Consider the following 17,748-nt stretch of genomic DNA (forward strand, 5'->3'; position numbering starts at 1 on the left):
GCTCCGATGGCGAGGTTGCGCCAGGTGGCCATCGCGCGGGGTGCGTTGCCGGTTCGCAGCTGGGAGGCGTCTTCGGCGAAGGTGGTGTCGCGGACGTGGTGCAGGGCCTCGATCTTCCAGTGGTCACGGACGAGTCGGGCGAGCTGGGCCGGGGTGGCCTGCTCGGCGGTGAGGCTGGTGACGGCGTAGACGGTCTTCACGGTGGTCTTGCCGGTCTTGCGGTCGGTGCGCCGGCGCTTGATCTGGATGGCCTGACGGGCGCCGGGAAAGAGCAGGTTGTTCACGGTGGCCACCTTGATCCGACGGATTTCGCAGCGGCCGTGGCCGACGTTCTGGGTGCGCCCCTGGAGCGGGATGCGCTTCCAGGGAAGGGATTTCATCTGCTTGCGCAGCTTCTTCTGGTTGCCCTTGACGATCACGATGTAGTGGGCGTCACGGCCGAGCAGATAGTCGGCGTGGTCGCGCTGGGTGTGCAGCGCGTCGCTGGTTACCACGGTGCCGGCCAGGTCGGCGACGGTCTCCAGCAGCGGCTGGAAGCACGTGATCTCGTTCGTCTTCTCCCGCACGTCCAGCTGGGCCAGGACCAGGCCGGTGGAGTGGTCCAGGGCGGCGAGCAGGTGGATCTTCCTGCCCCTGGCCCTGGCTGCTCCGCGCAGGCTCTTGCCGTCCACGGCCAGAGCTCGCCGACCGCCGCTCGCGGTGCGGGAGCGGCGGTCGGCGAGCCACCGGCCCACGGCCTGGTCCAGGGCATCGCCGTCGACCCTCGCCAGCAGTCGGCGAACCGTCGATTCCGCAGGCAGGAGCCGCTTGGGAAGCAGAGGATCGGGGGGCGCGCCGACAGCTTGCAGCACCTGCGGCGGGGCGTCGGCGATCCACTCGCCGACTGCCAGCAGCGACCTCGCCCCGGCCAGTACCGCGCACGCGGTGAGCGCGAGCACGACGACCAGAGCATGCCGTACTCCGCGCGGATCACGCGGGTCGGGTACTTCGGTCAGCCGTTCCAGCAGACCCGGCACGTCTGCGGGTTCGGCCCGTGGATGGCCACGGAGTTGGTCAAGGGCAGGCGGGATCGGCGATGATGCGTCGGCAGGCACGGTCTTCCACTCGGATCACGGGGCGTCGAGAACTCCATGATCTTGGGAGTCCGTGCCTGTCACGCTCTCCACGAGTCATCAGCAGCCAGAGCCGGGCCCCGGCCGACCGCCGGTTGGGCAGGGGACTAACCAAGCGGCAGCTCAACACGTCGTCCGAGGCCGATCTCCTCCGCCTCATCACTGGTGACCATCGCGAACACTCCGCTCGGGATGCCTGCAAGACCAGCCGCGCGAGATGCCACGGCCAGGAGATCCTCCTCGGCGGCCCCGGTGATGAAGAAGACGTACGCCTCGCCGTACTCCTCACCGTCGTCATACACCTCCGCCGCCTCCTGCTCGGCGAGGAAGTCCTCGACCTGGTCGATCCACGGGAAGAGATAGGAACCCTCCACAGTGCCCGCAGCCCCCCCAAGGGGCACATGGATCTCAACAACACTCTCCATGAGGCTCATTGTCGCTGGCCAGCCCCCGGACACCGGTACCCACCCCGCTCCCGGAGCACCGCGAAGCTCGGCAACCGCCATGAACCGGACACCACTCGACTACGCCGAAGCCCTGGTCCGAGGGGAGGAGACAATCCACCGCAGAAATGACGCGTTCACACTCCTTCGGCAAGCCGTCGAGCCCGCGACTTAACCGAGTTCTGTACCCACCGTCAGCAGATTCGCCACGCCATCGGCCGGGGCACCGATTCCGATCCTCGCCTGCTGTCCGTGGTCCTGGACACCTTCATGCGAACCCTGCCCCACACCCTGCGTGGGGTCACCGTGCCGGTCGGCACTCAGGTCCAGGTGCGGATCAACGACCCGGCCGGTGGCACGTGGACGGCGACAGCCACTGGGGACGTCTGGTCGCTCGCCGAGCCGGACACCCAACGCGCCGCGCTCATAGGACTGGACTCGGAGACGGCATGGCGCCTATGCACCCGTGGCATCCAACCGGACACTGCTCTGGCCCGCGCCCGTATCGATGGCGACCGCGGCGGCCGAAGCGGCCTGCCAGATCGTGTCAATCGTCTACTGACGCCAACGGATCGGCACGCCGAGGCGGACACGATATCGACGGCCATCACGCCCAGTGACATCGGTGGCCAGTTGTCTCCCCAGTAACCGGCCGCCACTGGGGAATCTGAACGGTTCTGATCCACTTCTTGTGGGGCGGTTACGGAGGGTGACGTTCTTCAGTCGGCGAGGAGTATCTGCAGGCGGAGGAGGTCGAACCCGGCGCGACCATACCCGTCCCTCTTGATCCGCTTCGCCCTGTTGACTTTGCCCTCGACCTTGCCCGAGCTCCATTCCAGGGTGAGGCCGGCGGTGACGGCATTGAAGTCCTGTCGCAGGTCACGGACCAGGCTCTGCAGCGGCTTCATCCCCGGCGACCTGCTCCCTGGGTGCCGGCCGTCGCCACCTCCTCACCTGGCACTACCGCCCCGCCGCCCTGCCTGCCCTCGCCCTCAGCGACCTCCTCCGCCTGCCCACCACCATCCTGGTCCTGACCTCCGTCGGCTTCCTCGGCCTCGGCGAGCAGCCGCCGACCCCGGAATGGGGCCGCCTGCTCTCGGAGAACCAGCCCTACGTGGAACTGGCGCCGTGGACCGTGGCGGGTCCGGCCGTGGCGTTGGCGCTCCTCGCGGTGGCGGCGGTCGGGGCCGTGGGAACGGGGCGCGGAGGGCGCGCCTGGATCCCGGCACGAGGCCGCAGGTCGTGGCGCGGAACCGGTTCGGCGAGTGGCCTCACCACCGAGTAGGAGGCCCGTCGCACCGAACGTTGACATGGCGTCGACCGAACAGGAGGGGCATCTTCAGCCACCGACACTTTCGCAACGAAAGAGTCGAGGCGGAATCTCCTCGAAGTCACCCCACCCGCTAGGGCCTGCTCGCAAAGTTCAGGCAATCATGCTTCCGTCATGGAAGTAATCGCGGTTGCGTGGAATGCTGCCCCCTGCTGGCCGAGCACCTGCCGCGCAGGCCGACCCTGGGGAGGGCCACCCGTGGACGCCACCACCGCTCCGTCGACCCGCGCGGTCGCCCTGGAAGTGCTGCTGAGCGGCCCCCTGCCCCGCAGCGAGATCGCCCGTCGCCTCGACATGTCGGCCGGCAGCCTCACCCGGTTGGCCAAGCCCCTGGTCGACAGCGGTCTACTCGTGGAGGTGGACACCAACGGTGGCCGCGAGTCCGGGTCCCTGCGACGGACTCGGCCGCTCGACGTCAACCCCACCGCCCACCACTTCATCGGCGCCAAGGTGACCGGCGACGACGTCCACGCCGTCCTCACCACGATGCGGGCCGAGGTGGTGGCCTCCAGCCGCAGACCTCTGACCGGCCGGGACCCCGCCTCCGTCGTGGCGACCCTCAACGAGCTGACGCAGGAGCTCACCCCCAGGCATGCGCAGGTGAGTGGACTGGGGGTGAGCCTCGGAGGGCGAGTCGTCGACCATACGACGGTGACCGACGCGCCGTTTCTGCGATGGACCACAGGCGTTCCCCTCGGGGGCCTCCTCCAGGACGCGTTCGACGGTTGCGTCACCGTCGACAACGACCTTCTGGCGCTCACCCGGGCCGAGCACTGGTTCGGCGCGGCACGCGGTCATGACCGTTTCGCGGTCGTCGCCATCGGCGCGGGCATCGGCTACGGCCTGGTCATGCACGACGCCGTCGTCGACATCCCTGACGTCGGTGCCGGGCTGCTCGGGCACCACCCCCTCGACCCGATGGGCCCGCTCTGCCCGCGGGGGCACCGAGGCTGCGCCACGGCGATGCTCTCCGTCGCCTCCATCCGCTCCGCCGTCTCCGTAGGACTGCGCCGTCCGGTGACCTACGACGAGTGCCTCGACCTCGCAGCCGACGGCGAACCAGTCGCCACGGCCGTGGTCACCGCCTCCGGTCGCGCCCTCGGCCGCCTGCTGGCCGCGGTCGCCAACTTCACGCTGGTACAGAAGATCGTGGTCACCGGCGAAGCCGTGCGTCTGGCGGAAGCCGCCCGTCCCGCCATGGATGAGGGCATCCGGGCCGACCGGGCCCCGGATGCCGCCCCTGTCGACGTGGACGTCCGCCACAACAATTTCGCCCACTGGGCCCGTGGCGCGGCGGCCACCGTCATCCAGAGCTACGTCCTGGGCCACGCCCCGACACCGGCGCGACGCCCACGGACAGCAGCGGTCGGCCCCGGCACAGGCGCTGCCAGGGTCGCTTCAGGCTGAGTGAAGTCGTCGGGTGCGCCATCACGCGCACTCCGACTCTCGCGCCACCTTCCGCGCAGGCACACTCGTGCCAAAATTCTATGCTTTGCCGAAGCGCTTCGATAACGGCCTAATCCGACGAGGCGCCGCTTTTGATGCCGTCAAATAGAACCCCAGCCCGTACACATCCCCGTTTTTGCCCTTTCGAAGAAACTAAGGCGAAATCTCTTGTTCACCCCGGAGGGCGAGCCCTTGATCTCACGGCTAAATCGAAGCGCTTCGACAGCGCTCGCGCAGCCGTTGCCGACGCGCCGCGCCCCCGCTCCGGGGGACCCCGCCGAAGCCGGACTGCGCCTACTGCACGGAACTCGACGAGGCAGCGGGCACCAAGATCGCCTGGCAGAACCAGGACGGCAACACCTACGGCGAGAAGCTCGGTGCCGTCCTCGCCTCCAACTCCATACTGGACATGGTGGTCGTGCCCGGCTGGGAGTTGACCGGCAAGATCCCCAACCCCGTCATCGCGAAGTTCACGGACCTGGGCCCCTACCTGGCGGGCGACAAGGTCAAGAAGTACCCCAAACCTCGCCGCGACCCCGTCTGACGCCTGACGCATGAGCATCTTCGGCGGCGCACTGCGCGGCGTCCCGATATCCGGCGCCCCCGTGCCCGGCATCGTTCCGTACCACCGAGGACATCTTCGATAAGAAGGGCTAAACCGTCCCCAAGTCGGCCGATGAGTTCCTCGGTTGGGCCAAGGAGGCCACCAGCGCCAAGGCCAAGGTGTGGGCCTGCGCCGACATGCGCTGGGCTGCGGGGGCCATCTTCGGTCTCCAGTCGGCCGGTCTTCAACGGCGACATGTCCGCCTGGTACGGCAAGACCGCAGAACAGGCCAAGGCCAACCCGGAGTTCGAGATCGACGGCATGGACTACTTCACCGCCGACGGCGGCGACCCGACCCTGTACGCCGGTCAGCCCGCCGGCACCTGGTCGAGGATCCGCAAGGGCGCCTCCGAGGAGACGGTCGAGAACGCACTGGCCGCCGCCAACTTCGCGGCAGCCCCGTACGGCACCAGGGAGCGGATGTACGTCGACGGCGTCGAAGGCACCCACTACACCGTCAAGGACGGCGTGGGAATCCAGGAGGTGAACACCACCTGGGGGCACCCAGCTGATCCGCAGTCTCCAGGCGCCCGCGCGTCCCGCGTGGGAGGAGCCTGGCCTTGTTCACGAGAACCGACAGCGCCTGTACACGAGTTTGGCAGGCATCGACGGCACGGCGTGTTCGGTGCTCCCGAGAAGTGACAGCACCCGCGCTCGCCGACGAGCGGAGTGCCGTACCAGGTGGAATCCAGTGCCCGCGAGCTACTGGATGCTCCAGCGGTGCGGGTGGTCGGGATCGGTGGGGCAGGCGAAGACGTTGAGTTCGCCGAATCGGCCCACGGTGACGTCGGTGGGGGTGGCGTACCGATGGGTGGGCAGGTCTCGGTCCTCAAGCGGCTTCCAGCTGCCGCTGCCGCCGTCCCATTCCGAGCTGTCGACGGTCAGCAGGAGGTGCATCGGTGTCCTGCAGGTCCGACAGTCCATGGGGTACGGGTCGGTCTTGTGCCAGGAGGCGAAGCCGCCGACGCGCCAGCCGGGCGGGATGGACAGGTCGTACTGGTAGCTGACCGGATCGACCGCGTTCTCGTTGGCCGACTGATCGGCCTCCTGTTCCTGGGCTTCCTCCCAGGCGTCGAGCCGGGCGCACAGCTCCTCGGGCAGGAGGCCGGCGAATGGGTAGCTGATCACCTGCTCCGGGTGCAGCACGCAGGGCTCGGGCACGAACCCGTCGGACCCGACGACCGGCGGCTGCGGGGGTGCGGACAGCGCTTCCCCGACTTCCCACGACCGCCGCCAGCGCAGGTGCAGCTCCAGGTCGTGCCGGCTCGGGCCGTGCGCGTTGAAAGGGCACCAGAACACCTGGAGCAGATCGCAGTCGTCCGGCCCGGGCGGTAGGTCCGGGACATCCCGCCGATACAGCTGCGCCAGGCCGATCATCGGCAGCGGATCCGTCTCCGACGCCTCGGGGAGCCGGTGCTCCAGGCGCAGCTCGGCCATGAGTTCTCGTTCCTCCTCCGTGGGGCCCGGGTTCTGTTCCCGGGCCCATGCGGCAGTCAGGATCCGTCGGTAGCGGTGGATGTCGGCCGGGCGCCGACCCCGCCCGCGACCGTGGGCCTCACCGCATACCGGCCACGGCTCGTCCGCCGGCCACAGCAACGGACCGCCCACCGAGCTGGCCGACATCTGAGGGCCGCCCGGCCGCGGGTGGAGCCGCGTCGTCGTACCCCGGTAAGCAGCCAGTTCCGGGAAAAGCACCTCGACGTCAAGCGGGCGTGGGGGCGTGCTCCTCGTCATGGAATGCGACCTTAGACACCCGGTGGCCCCGGCCATCGAGCACCCCGGCAGCAACTCGCAGAGCTGGTACCGCTGTCGAAAGTCGTGAACCTTTCGATTGGCTCGCCGGGCCGGGTGCCTCCCAAACCGGCGAACATCGGCTGCCCGTTCTCGCGAACAGCGCCAGAAGCCGCCGGGCAAGGCCGGCATCACCGCCAAGAGCGGCTTCCTCCTGCTGTACTGCCTGGCAGTGCTCGCACCGCTGTGGATCGTGATCGTCACCAGCCTCTCCCCCAGACCCGTGATCGACCAGGCTGGCGGCCTCGTCGTGGTCCCCAGAGGCATCACCTTCGTCAACTACACCGAACTGCTCAGCGGCGGCCAGGTCAGCCGGGCGATCACGGTCTCGGTCGGCCTCACCCTCGTCGGCACCCTGTCCCCATGACGGTGTCGGTGCTCGCCGACTACGGCCTGTCCCGGCCCGGCAGCCTGGGACACCGGTTCTCCCTGACGGCCATGATGGCCACCATGTTCTTCGGAGCCGGGCTGATCCCCACGTATCTGCTCGTGCAGACACTCGGCCTCACGGACACCTACCTGTCACTGATCCCCCGAGCGCCGTCAGCGTCTTCAGCATCCTGGTGCTGCGGGCCTTCTCCATGGGGCTCTCTCCCGAACTCACCGAGTCCGCCCGCATCGACGGCGCCGGTGACCTGCGCATCCTGCTGACCATCGTCCTTCCGCTGTCCCGGGCGGTGCTGGCCGTCATCGCCCTGTTCTACGCGGTCGGCTACTGGAGCGCCTGGTTCAACGCCTCCATCCACCTCTCCGACCAGGAGATGATGCCGCTGCAGAACGTGCTCATCCAGCTGGTCCAAGAAGAACACGGAGGCGCCGACGGGTCCTCCAGCAGGCGGTCCACACCGGCCGGCTCTTCGGCACTGGGCCTGCAGATGGCCGTCGTGGTCCTCGCGTTGATCCCCTGTCGCCGTCGTCTCCCCGTTCGCCCAACGGCACTTCAAGAAGGGCATGCTCACGGGCGCCATCGAGGGGTGACGCCGAGGAACAGGGCGGGGGAAGACGCCATGACGGGGCCGGCGATCACGGATGACGCGATCGCCGGCCCCGCCGCGCACTGCGCTCTTCCACCAGGGTGTCCGCCGCCCGACAGGCCGGTGCTGCCCGTCATCGACAGACTCACCGGTGACCACCACGTGGGGTACGTCCGGGGAGCCGGGGCGGCGCTCAGGCCTCCGGCGTCGTGCGGGTGATGCGGAGCAGTGCCGCCGAGGGCGCGGTGGGCAGGGTCACGGTGAGTTCGGTGCTGTCCGGGTTCCAGGCGGCGCTCGCCCCGCGTGCGGCGGGGTACAGCACGTCGGCGTGGGCTGCGGCGCCCGCCTGCTGCGGCAGGCGGACGGACACCGTGTCCTGCCCGCCCGGGCGGCGCCAGAGCGTGAGGTAGGTGGTGGTGGGCGTGTGCAGGGCGAGGGCGGCCCACGGGGCGTCCCAGGCGGGGAGCCCGAGCGGCCAGGACGGCACGGCCTGCGGCAGATCGGCGCGGACGGCCCGGTACACGGCGATCGCCTCATGGACCAGTCCGCGGGCTTCGGGCCCCAGCTCCGGCAGACGGCCGGAGAGGTGGATGCGGCCCAGAAGTGCGCTCGTCATCGTGAAGGCGACTTCGTCAAGGGAGTCTCCGGGCTGCGGATAGGCCCACACGGCGCCCTGTTCGGGGGTGACGGCGGTGGGCGCGGAGGCCGCGATGGGCGCGTAATGAACGAGGTTCTGCTGGTCGCTGGTGGACTGCAGTTGCAGCCGTGACAGCAGGGCGTGGTCCCAGCGCATGCCGCCCGAGGCGCAGTTCTCCACCACCAGACGCGGGTGGCGGTCCAGGATGCCGTCGAGCCAGTCGAGGTGGGCGCGGTTGTGGCCGAGCAGACCGTCGCCCGGGCTCTCGCCGGGGTGTGCGCTGGTACCGGAACCGGGGTCGATGTTGTGGTCCAACTTGAGGTAACCGACGCCCCACGCGCCGACCAGGCGGTCCACGACCTGGTCGAGGTGGGCGCGGGCGGCTGGATGACGCAGGTCCAGGTGGTGTCGGCCGGACTCGATGACACGTACGCCGTCACGGCGGAAGAACGCCTCGTCGGGCAGGGACTTGGCCACGGGGCTGTGCACGCCGACGACTTCCGGCTCCAGCCACAGGCCGGGTGTCATGCCGCGTGCGCGGATGCGGTCGAGGACCTCGTGGATGCCGCGCGCGCCCGGGAAACGCGACGCGGACGGCTCCCAGGCGCCGACGCTGGTCCACCAACCGTCGCTGTCGTCGTACCAGCCGGCGTCGATGACGAAGTACTCGGCGCCCGCGTCCGCCGCCGCGTCGATCAGCGGCAGCAGCTTCTCGGTGGTGGGGTCGCCCATCAGGCAGTTCATGTAGTCGTTGAAGACGACGGGCAGACGCACGTGGTCGGCGTGCTGACGGCGCTGGGCGCGCCGGTAGCGGGTCAGCGCGGCGAACGCGTCGTCCGGGCCCGCGCCGGCGGCGACCGACAGGGCCACGGGCACGGTGGGAAAGGCGGCGCCCGGCTCCAGCCGGTGCCGCCATCCGTGATGGGTGTCGGTGGGGCCGAACAGGGCCACGTACGCCGCCCCGTCGTGCTCCTGACACTCCCAGCGCCAGCCGCCGCCGTTGTGCTCGATCTGCCACACCCACGCACGGCCCAAGTGACGGTCCGTCAGGCCGCCCATCGGCAGGTGCCCGCAACTGGACCAGACGCCCTGGCCGGTCAGTGCGTGTCCGGCCTTGCCGTGCCCGTACGGCACCCGGCCGCTCACCGCAGGCGTGGTCCGGCGCATCGGCTGCGACCGCCAGCGGCACTCGGCCAGCCAGTCGTTGTCCGCCCACCACACGTCGGCCGCGTCGATCGCTGCCGGGTCCCGCGGGGTGAGGCAGCCCACGACGAGCGAACTGACCGATTCCAGGTGCAGCGTGTCCGGCCCTTCATTGCGCAAGGTCGCCTCGCCGCGGAGCACGGGAACGCCGTCCGGTGACCGGTAGGCCATCTCGACGGCGAGCCCGGTCTCCGGGTCACGCAGGTCCACGGTCAGGGTGTGCCAGCCGCCGTCCCGGCCCGCCCGGTGCCCTCGGTAGCGCAGCCGGGCGCCGAGAGCGGTCCCGATCAGGCGGCTGCCCGACCAGCCCCGGCCGTGGCCCGTCGCCGTCACCTCCACCAGAGGCAGGGACGCACCGTCATCGCCGCCCACGTCGCCGGGGCGGCCCATACGCGCAAGGCGGACGCGGTCGTCGTCGCCGACGGTGAAGTCGAGTCGCAGGGCGCTGTGACCCCAGCGGAAGTCCCGCTGTTCGTTGTCCATGGTGTCCTTCGGTGTCCCTTGTGAGGAGGTGGGAAAGCCAGTCGAGGGATATCGGAATCGAAGCGCTTCGCTAAACAGCGAAGCTAACCGAGTCAATTCTTCGGAACAAGAGGAGAGGGGGGAGAATGACGTGTCAACTGTGGGCAAAGTTTCCTCGGTTCGAACCATTGACAGCAACGGAGGCGGAATGTCAGCGTCGAAGCGCTTCGACATATGCTCTCCACCACCACTCGACCCCGTCTGCCGAGGGATCCCTCACGTGACTTCTGCGTCCGTATCCGCAGCCACGCCCCTCTTCCGTGACTCCGCGCTGACGCTGCACGAGCGCGTCGACGACCTGCTGGAACGGCTCACGCTCGACGAGCGGCTCGCCATGCTGCACCAGTACGTGCCCGCCGTCCCCCGCCTGGGCATCGCCGCGTTCCGCACCGGAACGGAGGCGCTGCACGGTGTCGCCGGCCTCGGCAAGGCGACCGTCTTCCCCCAGGCCGTGGGGCTCGGCGCCACATGGGACGAGGAACTCGTGCACGCCGTCGGCGAAGCCGTCTCCGCCGAACTGCGCGCGTTGCACCGGCATCGGCCCGCCCCGACCGGGCCCGGCCCCAACGGGCTGCAGGTCTGGTCGCCCGTGGTGAACCTGCTGCGCGATCCGAGGTGGGGCCGCAACGAGGAGGGCTACTCGGAGGACCCGCTGCACACCTCGCGCGTCGCCACCGCGTACTGCCGGGGACTGACCGGTGATCACCCCGCCTACCTGCGGACCGCTCCCGTACTCAAGCACTTCCTCGCCAACAACAACGAGACCGACCGCAGCATCACCTCTTCCAGCCTGCGCCCGCGCGTACTGCACGAGTACGACCTGGCCGCCTTCCGCCCGGTCATCGCCTCCGGCGCGGCCACCGGCGCCATGGCCGCCTACAACCTCGTCAACGGCCGTCCCTGCCACGTCAGTCCGCTGCTCGAGCGAGAACTGCGGGCCTGGGCGAGGCCCACGGGCCACGAGCTGTTCGTGGTCAGCGACGAGGGCGCGCCGACCAACCTCGTCACACCGGAGCATTACTTCGACGACCACGCCGAGGGCCACGCCGCAGCCCTGAAGGCGGGCATCGACAACTTCACCGACCTCCGCGAGGACAGCGCGACCGTGATCGGCCGACTGCGCGAGGCGCTGGAGCGCGGCCTGATCGACGAACAGGACGTAGACCGCGCGGTCCGCCGACAGCTGCAACTCCGCTTCCGGCTCGGCGAGTTCGACCCTGACCTGGACCCGTACGCGGGCATCGGGCCCGAGGTGGTCGACTGCCCCGAGCACCGCGCCCTCGCCCGCCGTGCGGCGGCGGAGTCCGTCGTACTGCTCAAGAACGACGGCCTGCTGCCGCTCGCCCCGGCCCGTGCCGCGCGGATCGCGGTCATCGGCCCGCACGCGGACGCGCTGTACGAGGACTGGTACAGCGGCACTCTGCCGTACCAGGTCGGCATCGCGACCGCTCTGCGGGCGGCGCTCGCGCCCCTGGGCGGCGAGGTGGTGTGCGTGCCGGGCGCCGACCGGATCGCGCTGCGCTCCCGTGCCACGGGCGATCCCCTGGGCAAGAGCGCCTTCGACGTTCAGGAGTGGGGCGACGGCGTGGTCACCCTGTGCGAGGTCGGTACCGGCCGCTATCTCCGCTGCTGCGACGACGGTTCACTCGTCGCCGAACGGACGTCGCTCAAGAACTGGTTCGTCGACGAGACGTTCCGCCTGGAGCCCGCCCCGGACGACGAGGACGACGTCGTGGTGCTCCGGCATGTGCGCACCGGCCGCTACGCCGCCGTCGATCCCGCGGACGGCAGCGTGCACGTCACCGCCGACGGCCTCACGGCGGCCGAGCGCTGGCAGCGGGAGCTGCTGCACGACGGGACGGCCGAGGCGCGGGCCGCCGCCGCGTCGGCCGACGCGGCCATCGTCGTCCTCGGCAACCACCCGATGATCAACGGCCGCGAGACCGAGGACCGTACGGGAATCACCCTGCCCGAGCCCCAGGAGGCGTTGCTGCGCACGGTCGCCGCGGTCCGTCCCGAGACCGCGCTCGTCGTCATGAGCAGCTACCCCTACGCCGTCGACTGGGCCGACACGCATCTGCCGGCGGTGCTGTGGACCTCCCACGGCGGCCAGGAGACCGGCCCTGCGCTGGCGGCCGTACTGCTCGGCGAGGCCGATCCCGGGGGACGGCTGCCGCAGACCTGGTACCGCGGCGACGACGAACTGCCGGACCTGCTCGACTACGACATCATCAAGAGCGGCTGGACCTACCAGTACCACCACGCCGCGCCGCTCTACCCGTTCGGGCACGGCCTGTCGTACGCGGATGTCACCTATCGTGACCTGCGGCTCTCCGCGCACACCATGGCCCAGGACGGCACCTTGGACGTCTCGGTGACGACGGTCAACTCCGGATCCCGGCCCGGCAGCGAGGTCGTCCAGCTCTACGTCCGCCCCCGTCACGCCCGTTACCAGGCGCCCCGGCTGCGCCTCGCCGACTTCCGCAAGGTCCGGCTCGAACCCGGCGAGAGGAGGCGGCTCGACTTCCGGCTCACGGCCGAGCAGTTCGCCCACTGGGACGTGGGGACCGGAACCTTCACCGTCGACCCCGGCGACTACGACGTGCTGGTGGCACGCTCCGCCGGGGACGTCGTCGCCGGTGCGGGGCTCCGTGTGACCGGGCCGCCGCCCGTGCCCCGGACGGTCGTCGGCCGCCGCACACGCGCCTGCGACTTCGACGACCACACGCGCGCCGTCCTGGTCGACGCCACCCGGGCCGCGGGCGACGCCGTCACCCCCTTCGATCCGTCCCGCCCCACGACGCTGCTGTTCCGCTCGGCCGATCTGACCGGCGCCGTCCGCTTCGCGGCCGAGGTCGCCCGCGAGAAGGAGGCCGAGGGCGAGGGCGAGGGCGAGGCAAGCGTGGAAGTGCGGGCGGGCGAGCGGAGCCTGGGCCGGATCGTGGTCCCGGTCACCGGCGACCGGTACGCATGGACCGAGGCAGCCGCCGAGCTGTCCGGCGTCGAACCCGGCCCGCACGACCTGACCTTGATCCTGCGCGGGCGCTTGCGCCTCGCCGCCTTCAACTTCCACTCGTCCCCGGCGGACGACTGAGCGTTCACCGCGCCCACCAGCGCAGAACAAGTTTGTGCGATGTCTGTGCCCCCTCCTGCTCCCGGCGCCGCGGCCCCTGCCGCGGCCGGGAGACCTCATAGACGTGAGCCGCGTCCGAGACGATCAAAGGGAGACACCGTGTCCTACAGCATCCGTGCGGGTGGCCTGGAGCGCCACACCGCGGCCGAGATGCTCCGCATCGAGCCCTGGGGCCCGCACGCCGTACGCGTACGGGCCACGGCCGGGACCCTCGACTCCGCCGCCCCCGGCGCGCTGGAGACCCCGGCACCCGCCACCCCCGACGCCCTGTCCGCATCGGACGACGGCAGTGCCCGTCTGGTCAACGGCCGGCTGGCCGTGGAGGCGTCGCCGGACGGCCGGCTGACGTTCCGTCACGTCGACTCGGGTCGCGTACTCCTCGCCGAGCGCGACCCGCGCTCCCATCACAGCGGCTCCCGCGTCCTCGCGGCCGGCGGCCGCACCCAGCAGTCCTTCGACGCCTACGACGGCGAACGGCTCCACGGCCTCGGGCAGCATCTGCACGGACGCCTCGACCAGAAGGGCTGCGTGATCGATCTCGTCCAGAGCAACACCGTGGCGGCCGTCCCCTTCCTGCACTCCTCGCGGGGCTACGGGCTGCTGTGGAACAACCCCGCCACCGGCCGGGTCGAGCTGGGCGCGGACGCCACCCGCTGGACCGCGGACGCCGGCGGACGCATCGACTACTGGATCACCGCGGGTGACACCCCGGCCCAGATCCTCGACGCCTACACACAGGCCACCGGCCGGCCGCCCCTGCTGCCGGAGTGGGCGTCCGGCTTCTGGCAGTCGAAACTGCGCTACCGCACTCAGGACGAACTGCTGTCGGTGGCACGGCAGTACAAGGAACGCGGCCTGCCGCTGTCCGTCATCGTCTGTGACTTCTTCCACTGGCCGCGCATGGGCGACTGGCGTTTCGAGCCCGCCGAGTGGCCCGACCCCGCCGCCATGACGCAAGAGCTGGGACGGCTCGGGGTGAAACTCGCCGTCTCGGTCTGGCCGACGGTCGAACCCGACAGCGACACCCACGACGAACTGCGCGCGGCCGGGCATCTCGTCAGGGACGCCGACGGCGGCCTGCTCACCTTCCCGTGGCCCTCCCGCTACGGCGGCGACGCGCTGACCCGCCCGATGGCGTACTACGACCCCACGCACCCCGGCGCCCGCGCGGCACTGTGGCAGCGCCTGAACGACAACTACCGTTCCTTGGACGTTAGTTGTTTCTGGCTGGACGCCTGCGAGCCCGACATGCCCCCGGAGTTCGCCGAACGCGCGGTGTACGCGGCCGGGCCCGCCGCCCAAGCCGCCAACCTCTACCCGCTGCAGCACGCCCGCGCGGTGGCCGACGGTCTGCGCGCGGCGGGCGAGGACCGCCCCTTGTCACTGATCCGGTCGGCCTGGGCGGGCAGCCAGCGGCACGGTGCCCTGCTGTGGTCCGGCGACATCCCCACCACGTTCGACTCCCTGGCGCGCCAGATCAGGGCCGGCCTGAACGTCGCGATGAGCGGCATCCCCTGGTGGAACACCGACATCGGTGGCTTCGCCGGCGGCGACCCCGACGACCCCGCCTACCGTGAACTGCTCATCCGCTGGTTCCAGTACGGCACCTTCGGTCCGGTCATGCGGCTGCACGGGGACCGCGAGCCGAACCACCCCACCTTCTCCACCGACATGACCGCCGGGCCGAACGAGGTCTGGTCGTACGGGCAGGAGGCGTACGACATCCTGCGGCAGCATCTGCTGCTGCGTGAACGCCTGCGCCCCTACCTGCACCGCCTCTCCGAGGACGCCCACCGCACCGGCGCCCCGCCCATGCGCCCGCTGTTCTTCGACTTTCCCGAGGACCCGGGTGCCTGGGACGTGGACGACCAGTTCCTGCTGGGCCCCGACGTCCTGGTTGCGCCCGTGTACGAGGCGGGCGCCCGGGCCCGCCGGGTGTACCTGCCGGCCGGGACCGACTGGCTCGACCCTGCCACCGGAGCCCTGCTGAAGGGCGGCGCGACGCTCGACGCCGAAGCCCCCTTGGAACGCATCCCGGTCTTCGTGCGGGAGGGGTCCGACATGGCGGAACACCTGGCCTGACGGCGCTCCGGACACCCACTTCTCGTGCGCACACCGGCCAAGCCCTGAAGCCAAGACACCTACCAGAAAGGCAGGACCGTCCATGCCTCCCACCCCGCACCTCTCGCGGCGCGGAATGCTGGCCGCCGGCGCGGCAGCCGCCGCGCTCCCGGTGCTCGCCCCCTCCGCCGCGTCCGCCGCCGGCTCCGGAAGGGCCAAAGCGCCGTACCGCTTCCGCAACGCGGAGATAGTCGGCGGCGGCTTCGTCACCGGCATCGTCTTCAACCAGCGTGAGCCCGGACTGGTGTACGCACGCACCGACATCGGCGGCGCCTACCGCCTGGACAAGGCGTCCCGGCGGTGGATCCCCCTCACCGACTGGATCGGCTGGGACACGTACGGACACACCGGCATCATCAGCATCGCCACCGACGAGGCCGACCCCGACCGGGTCTATCTGGCGGCGGGTACCTACACCCTGCCCGACTGGGACCCGGACATGGCAGCGATCCTGCGCTCGGCCGACCGCGGCCGCACCTGGAAGACCACCCCGCTGCCGTTCCGTCTGGGCGGCAACATGCCCGGCCGGGGCATCGGCGAGCGCCTCGTGATCGACCCCAACCGCAACAAGATCCTCTACCTGGGAGTGCGCGGCGGCCACGGGCTGTGGCGCAGCACCGACCACGGCAAGACCTTCGCGAAGGTGACGAACTTCCCCAACGTCGGCAACTTCGTCCCCGACCCCAGCGACCCCGACGGCTACAACGGCGACAACCTCGGCGTACTGCAAGTCGTCTTCGACAAGCGCACCGGCAGACCGGGCAGAGCCACCCGGACCCTCTACGTCACCGTCGCCGACAAGGACAACATCCTGTACCGGTCGACCGACGCGGGAAGGTCCTGGGAACGCGTCCCCGGGCAGCCCACCGGCTTCATCCCGCACCACGCCGTGTTCGACCACGAAGGCGGCTACCTGTACCTCGCCACCAGCGACACCGCAGGACCGTACGACGGCTCCAAGGGCGACGTGTGGAAGCTCGACACCGCCACCGACACCTGGACCCGTATCAGCCCGGTCCCCTCCACCAGCGACGAGAACGCCTACGGTTACAGCGGTCTGACCATCGACCGGCAGAACCCGGACACCTTGATGGTGTCCACCCAGATCAAGTGGTGGCCCGACTGCCTCCTCTTCCGGTCCACCGACGGCGGCGCCACCTGGAGCCGAATCTGGGACCTGGACGCGGACGGACAGCGCACGCTCCGCTACGACATCGACATCTCGGACGCCCCCTGGCTGACGTGGAACGCCACCGTGAATCCCCCGGAGTTGACCCCGAAGCTCGGCTGGATGATGGAGTCCGTCCAGATCGACCCGTTCGACTCCGACCACTTCATGTACGGGACCGGCGCGACGATCTACGGCGCGGACAACCTGACGGACTGGGACAGCGACGGCACGGTCCATCTCTCCGTGCGGGCCCAGGGGTTGGAGGAGACAGCGGTCCTGTCCCTGATCAGCCCGCCGGCCGGGCGCGCTCATCTCTTCTCCGGCATCGGGGACGTCGGCGGCTTCCGGCACAAGAACCTGCACAAAGCGTCGAAGATGTACGACACCCCGACCTTCGACAACACCCCGGCCCTGGACTACGCGGAGCTCGCGCCCCACACCGTCGTCCGGGTCGGCCGCCCCACCAGCGGCTGGACCCAGCACTTCGCTGTCTCCACCGACGGCGGTGACACCTGGAAACCGTCCGGCGACGAACCGGCCGGCCTCACCGGCCCCGGTGTCGAGGACCAGGCCGTCGCCGTCGGGGCCGACGGCCGACGGGTCGTGTGGTCCCCGGCCGGAGCACCAGTCAGCTGGTCCGACGACCACGGTGCGACCTGGACAGCCGTGCAGGGGCTGCCGGCGAGGGCGCCGGTGCGCTCCGACCGGGTGAACCCGGCCAAGTTCTACGCGTACGCCTCCGGCGATTTCTACCTCAGCACCGACGGCGGGCGGAGCTTCCGCCGCACGGCGGCCACCGGTCTGCCCACCGAGGGAAACGTGCGGTTCAAGGCGGTGCCGGGCCACGAGGGCGACATCTGGCTGGCCGGCGGCACCGACAAGGACGGGACCTCCACGCCGTACGGCATGTGGCGCTCGACCGACTCCGGAGCGACCTTCACCCGGATCAAGACGGTGGACCAGGGCGACGCCGTCGGCTTCGGCAAGGCCGCACCGGGCGCTCCGTACCCCGCAGTGTTCACCAGTTCCAAGATCCGGGGCGTGCGCGGCATCTTCCGGTCCGACGACGCGGGCCGGACCTGGGTCCGCATCAACGACGACCGGCACCAATACGCCTGGACGGGCGGCACCATCACAGGAGACCCCCGCATCCACGGCCGTGTCTACTTCGGCACCAACGGACGGGGGGTCGTCTACGGCGACCCGGCCTGAACCCCTGGCTCCGGTCACGGCTGACGCACCCAGCCGCCGTGACCGGACT

The 17,748-nt window shown here is 70.3% G+C and carries 10 protein-coding genes and 4 pseudogenes; 9 read left to right on the top strand and 5 right to left on the bottom strand.

Features of this window, described 5'->3' with window-relative positions:
* Positions 1–65 precede the first annotated feature (65 nt).
* Both GWK25_RS29130 and GWK25_RS29135 read right to left on the bottom strand, forming a co-directional pair.
* Positions 66–1,094 (bottom strand): annotated as a pseudogene (locus tag GWK25_RS29130) (ISAs1 family transposase); the annotation flags it as partial.
* Positions 1,095–1,219: 125 nt separating this feature from the next.
* Positions 1,220–1,537: a hypothetical protein gene (locus GWK25_RS29135; RefSeq protein WP_251828668.1), complete on the bottom strand. Its 318-nt coding sequence runs from the start codon at positions 1,535–1,537 to the stop codon at positions 1,220–1,222.
* Between the two features lie 180 nt (positions 1,538–1,717).
* Between GWK25_RS29135 and GWK25_RS29140 the strand changes: the two are divergent.
* Positions 1,718–2,117: pseudogene (locus GWK25_RS29140) on the top strand (hypothetical protein); the annotation flags it as partial.
* Between the two features lie 157 nt (positions 2,118–2,274).
* Here GWK25_RS29140 and GWK25_RS29145 read toward each other — a convergent pair.
* Positions 2,275–2,433 (bottom strand): annotated as a pseudogene (locus tag GWK25_RS29145) (ISL3 family transposase); the annotation flags it as partial.
* 47 nt (positions 2,434–2,480) lie between these two features.
* On the opposite strand from GWK25_RS29145, the gene GWK25_RS43875 reads away from it, so the two are divergent.
* The 4 genes from GWK25_RS43875 (at position 2,481) to GWK25_RS43880 (ending at position 5,577) form a co-directional block, all read left to right on the top strand.
* A complete protein-coding gene (locus tag GWK25_RS43875; protein ID WP_374200700.1) occupies positions 2,481–2,840 on the top strand; it encodes an ABC transporter permease subunit in 360 nt (119 codons plus the stop codon).
* 243 nt (positions 2,841–3,083) lie between these two features.
* Positions 3,084–4,292: an ROK family transcriptional regulator gene (locus GWK25_RS29150; RefSeq protein WP_308404343.1), complete on the top strand. Its 1,209-nt coding sequence runs from the start codon at positions 3,084–3,086 to the stop codon at positions 4,290–4,292.
* 448 nt (positions 4,293–4,740) lie between these two features.
* The gene (locus GWK25_RS44360) at positions 4,741–4,875 is read left to right on the top strand and encodes a hypothetical protein (protein ID WP_286014558.1); all 135 of its coding nucleotides are present in this window, start codon (positions 4,741–4,743) and stop codon (positions 4,873–4,875) included.
* A gap of 255 nt (positions 4,876–5,130) precedes the next feature.
* A complete protein-coding gene (locus GWK25_RS43880; RefSeq protein WP_251829083.1) occupies positions 5,131–5,577 on the top strand; it encodes a hypothetical protein in 447 nt (148 codons plus the stop codon).
* 60 nt (positions 5,578–5,637) lie between these two features.
* Here GWK25_RS43880 and GWK25_RS29160 read toward each other — a convergent pair whose 3' ends face one another.
* Positions 5,638–6,669, bottom strand: a complete 1,032-nt coding sequence (locus GWK25_RS29160; protein ID WP_215454379.1) for a hypothetical protein — start codon at positions 6,667–6,669, stop codon at positions 5,638–5,640.
* Positions 6,670–6,766: 97 nt separating this feature from the next.
* On the opposite strand from GWK25_RS29160, the pseudogene GWK25_RS29165 reads away from it, so the two are divergent.
* A pseudogene (locus tag GWK25_RS29165) lies at positions 6,767–7,704 on the top strand (carbohydrate ABC transporter permease).
* Between the two features lie 189 nt (positions 7,705–7,893).
* On the opposite strand, the gene GWK25_RS29170 reads toward GWK25_RS29165, so the two are convergent.
* Positions 7,894–10,023 carry an alpha-galactosidase gene (locus GWK25_RS29170; RefSeq protein WP_215454380.1) on the bottom strand — a complete coding sequence of 710 codons (2,130 nt, stop codon included), beginning with the start codon at positions 10,021–10,023 and terminating at the stop codon, positions 7,894–7,896.
* 259 nt (positions 10,024–10,282) lie between these two features.
* Between GWK25_RS29170 and GWK25_RS29175 the strand changes: the two genes are divergently transcribed.
* The 3 genes from GWK25_RS29175 to GWK25_RS29185 all read left to right on the top strand — a co-directional run bounded on the left by GWK25_RS29175 (position 10,283) and on the right by GWK25_RS29185 (position 17,699).
* Complete coding sequence (locus tag GWK25_RS29175; protein WP_308404344.1) at positions 10,283–13,156, top strand: glycoside hydrolase family 3 C-terminal domain-containing protein; 2,874 nt, start codon at positions 10,283–10,285, stop codon at positions 13,154–13,156.
* A 138-nt stretch (positions 13,157–13,294) separates the two neighbouring features.
* A complete protein-coding gene (locus GWK25_RS29180; RefSeq protein ID WP_215454382.1) occupies positions 13,295–15,277 on the top strand; it encodes a TIM-barrel domain-containing protein in 1,983 nt (660 codons plus the stop codon).
* 82 nt (positions 15,278–15,359) lie between these two features.
* Entirely contained in the window at positions 15,360–17,699 is a 2,340-nt protein-coding gene (locus GWK25_RS29185) for a sialidase family protein (protein ID WP_215454383.1), read from the top strand.
* The last annotated feature ends 49 nt before the right edge of the window (positions 17,700–17,748 follow it).

It is taken from the genome of Streptomyces sp. ATCC 21386 (assembly GCF_018728545.1).
GTDB lineage: Bacteria > Actinomycetota > Actinomycetes > Streptomycetales > Streptomycetaceae > Streptomyces.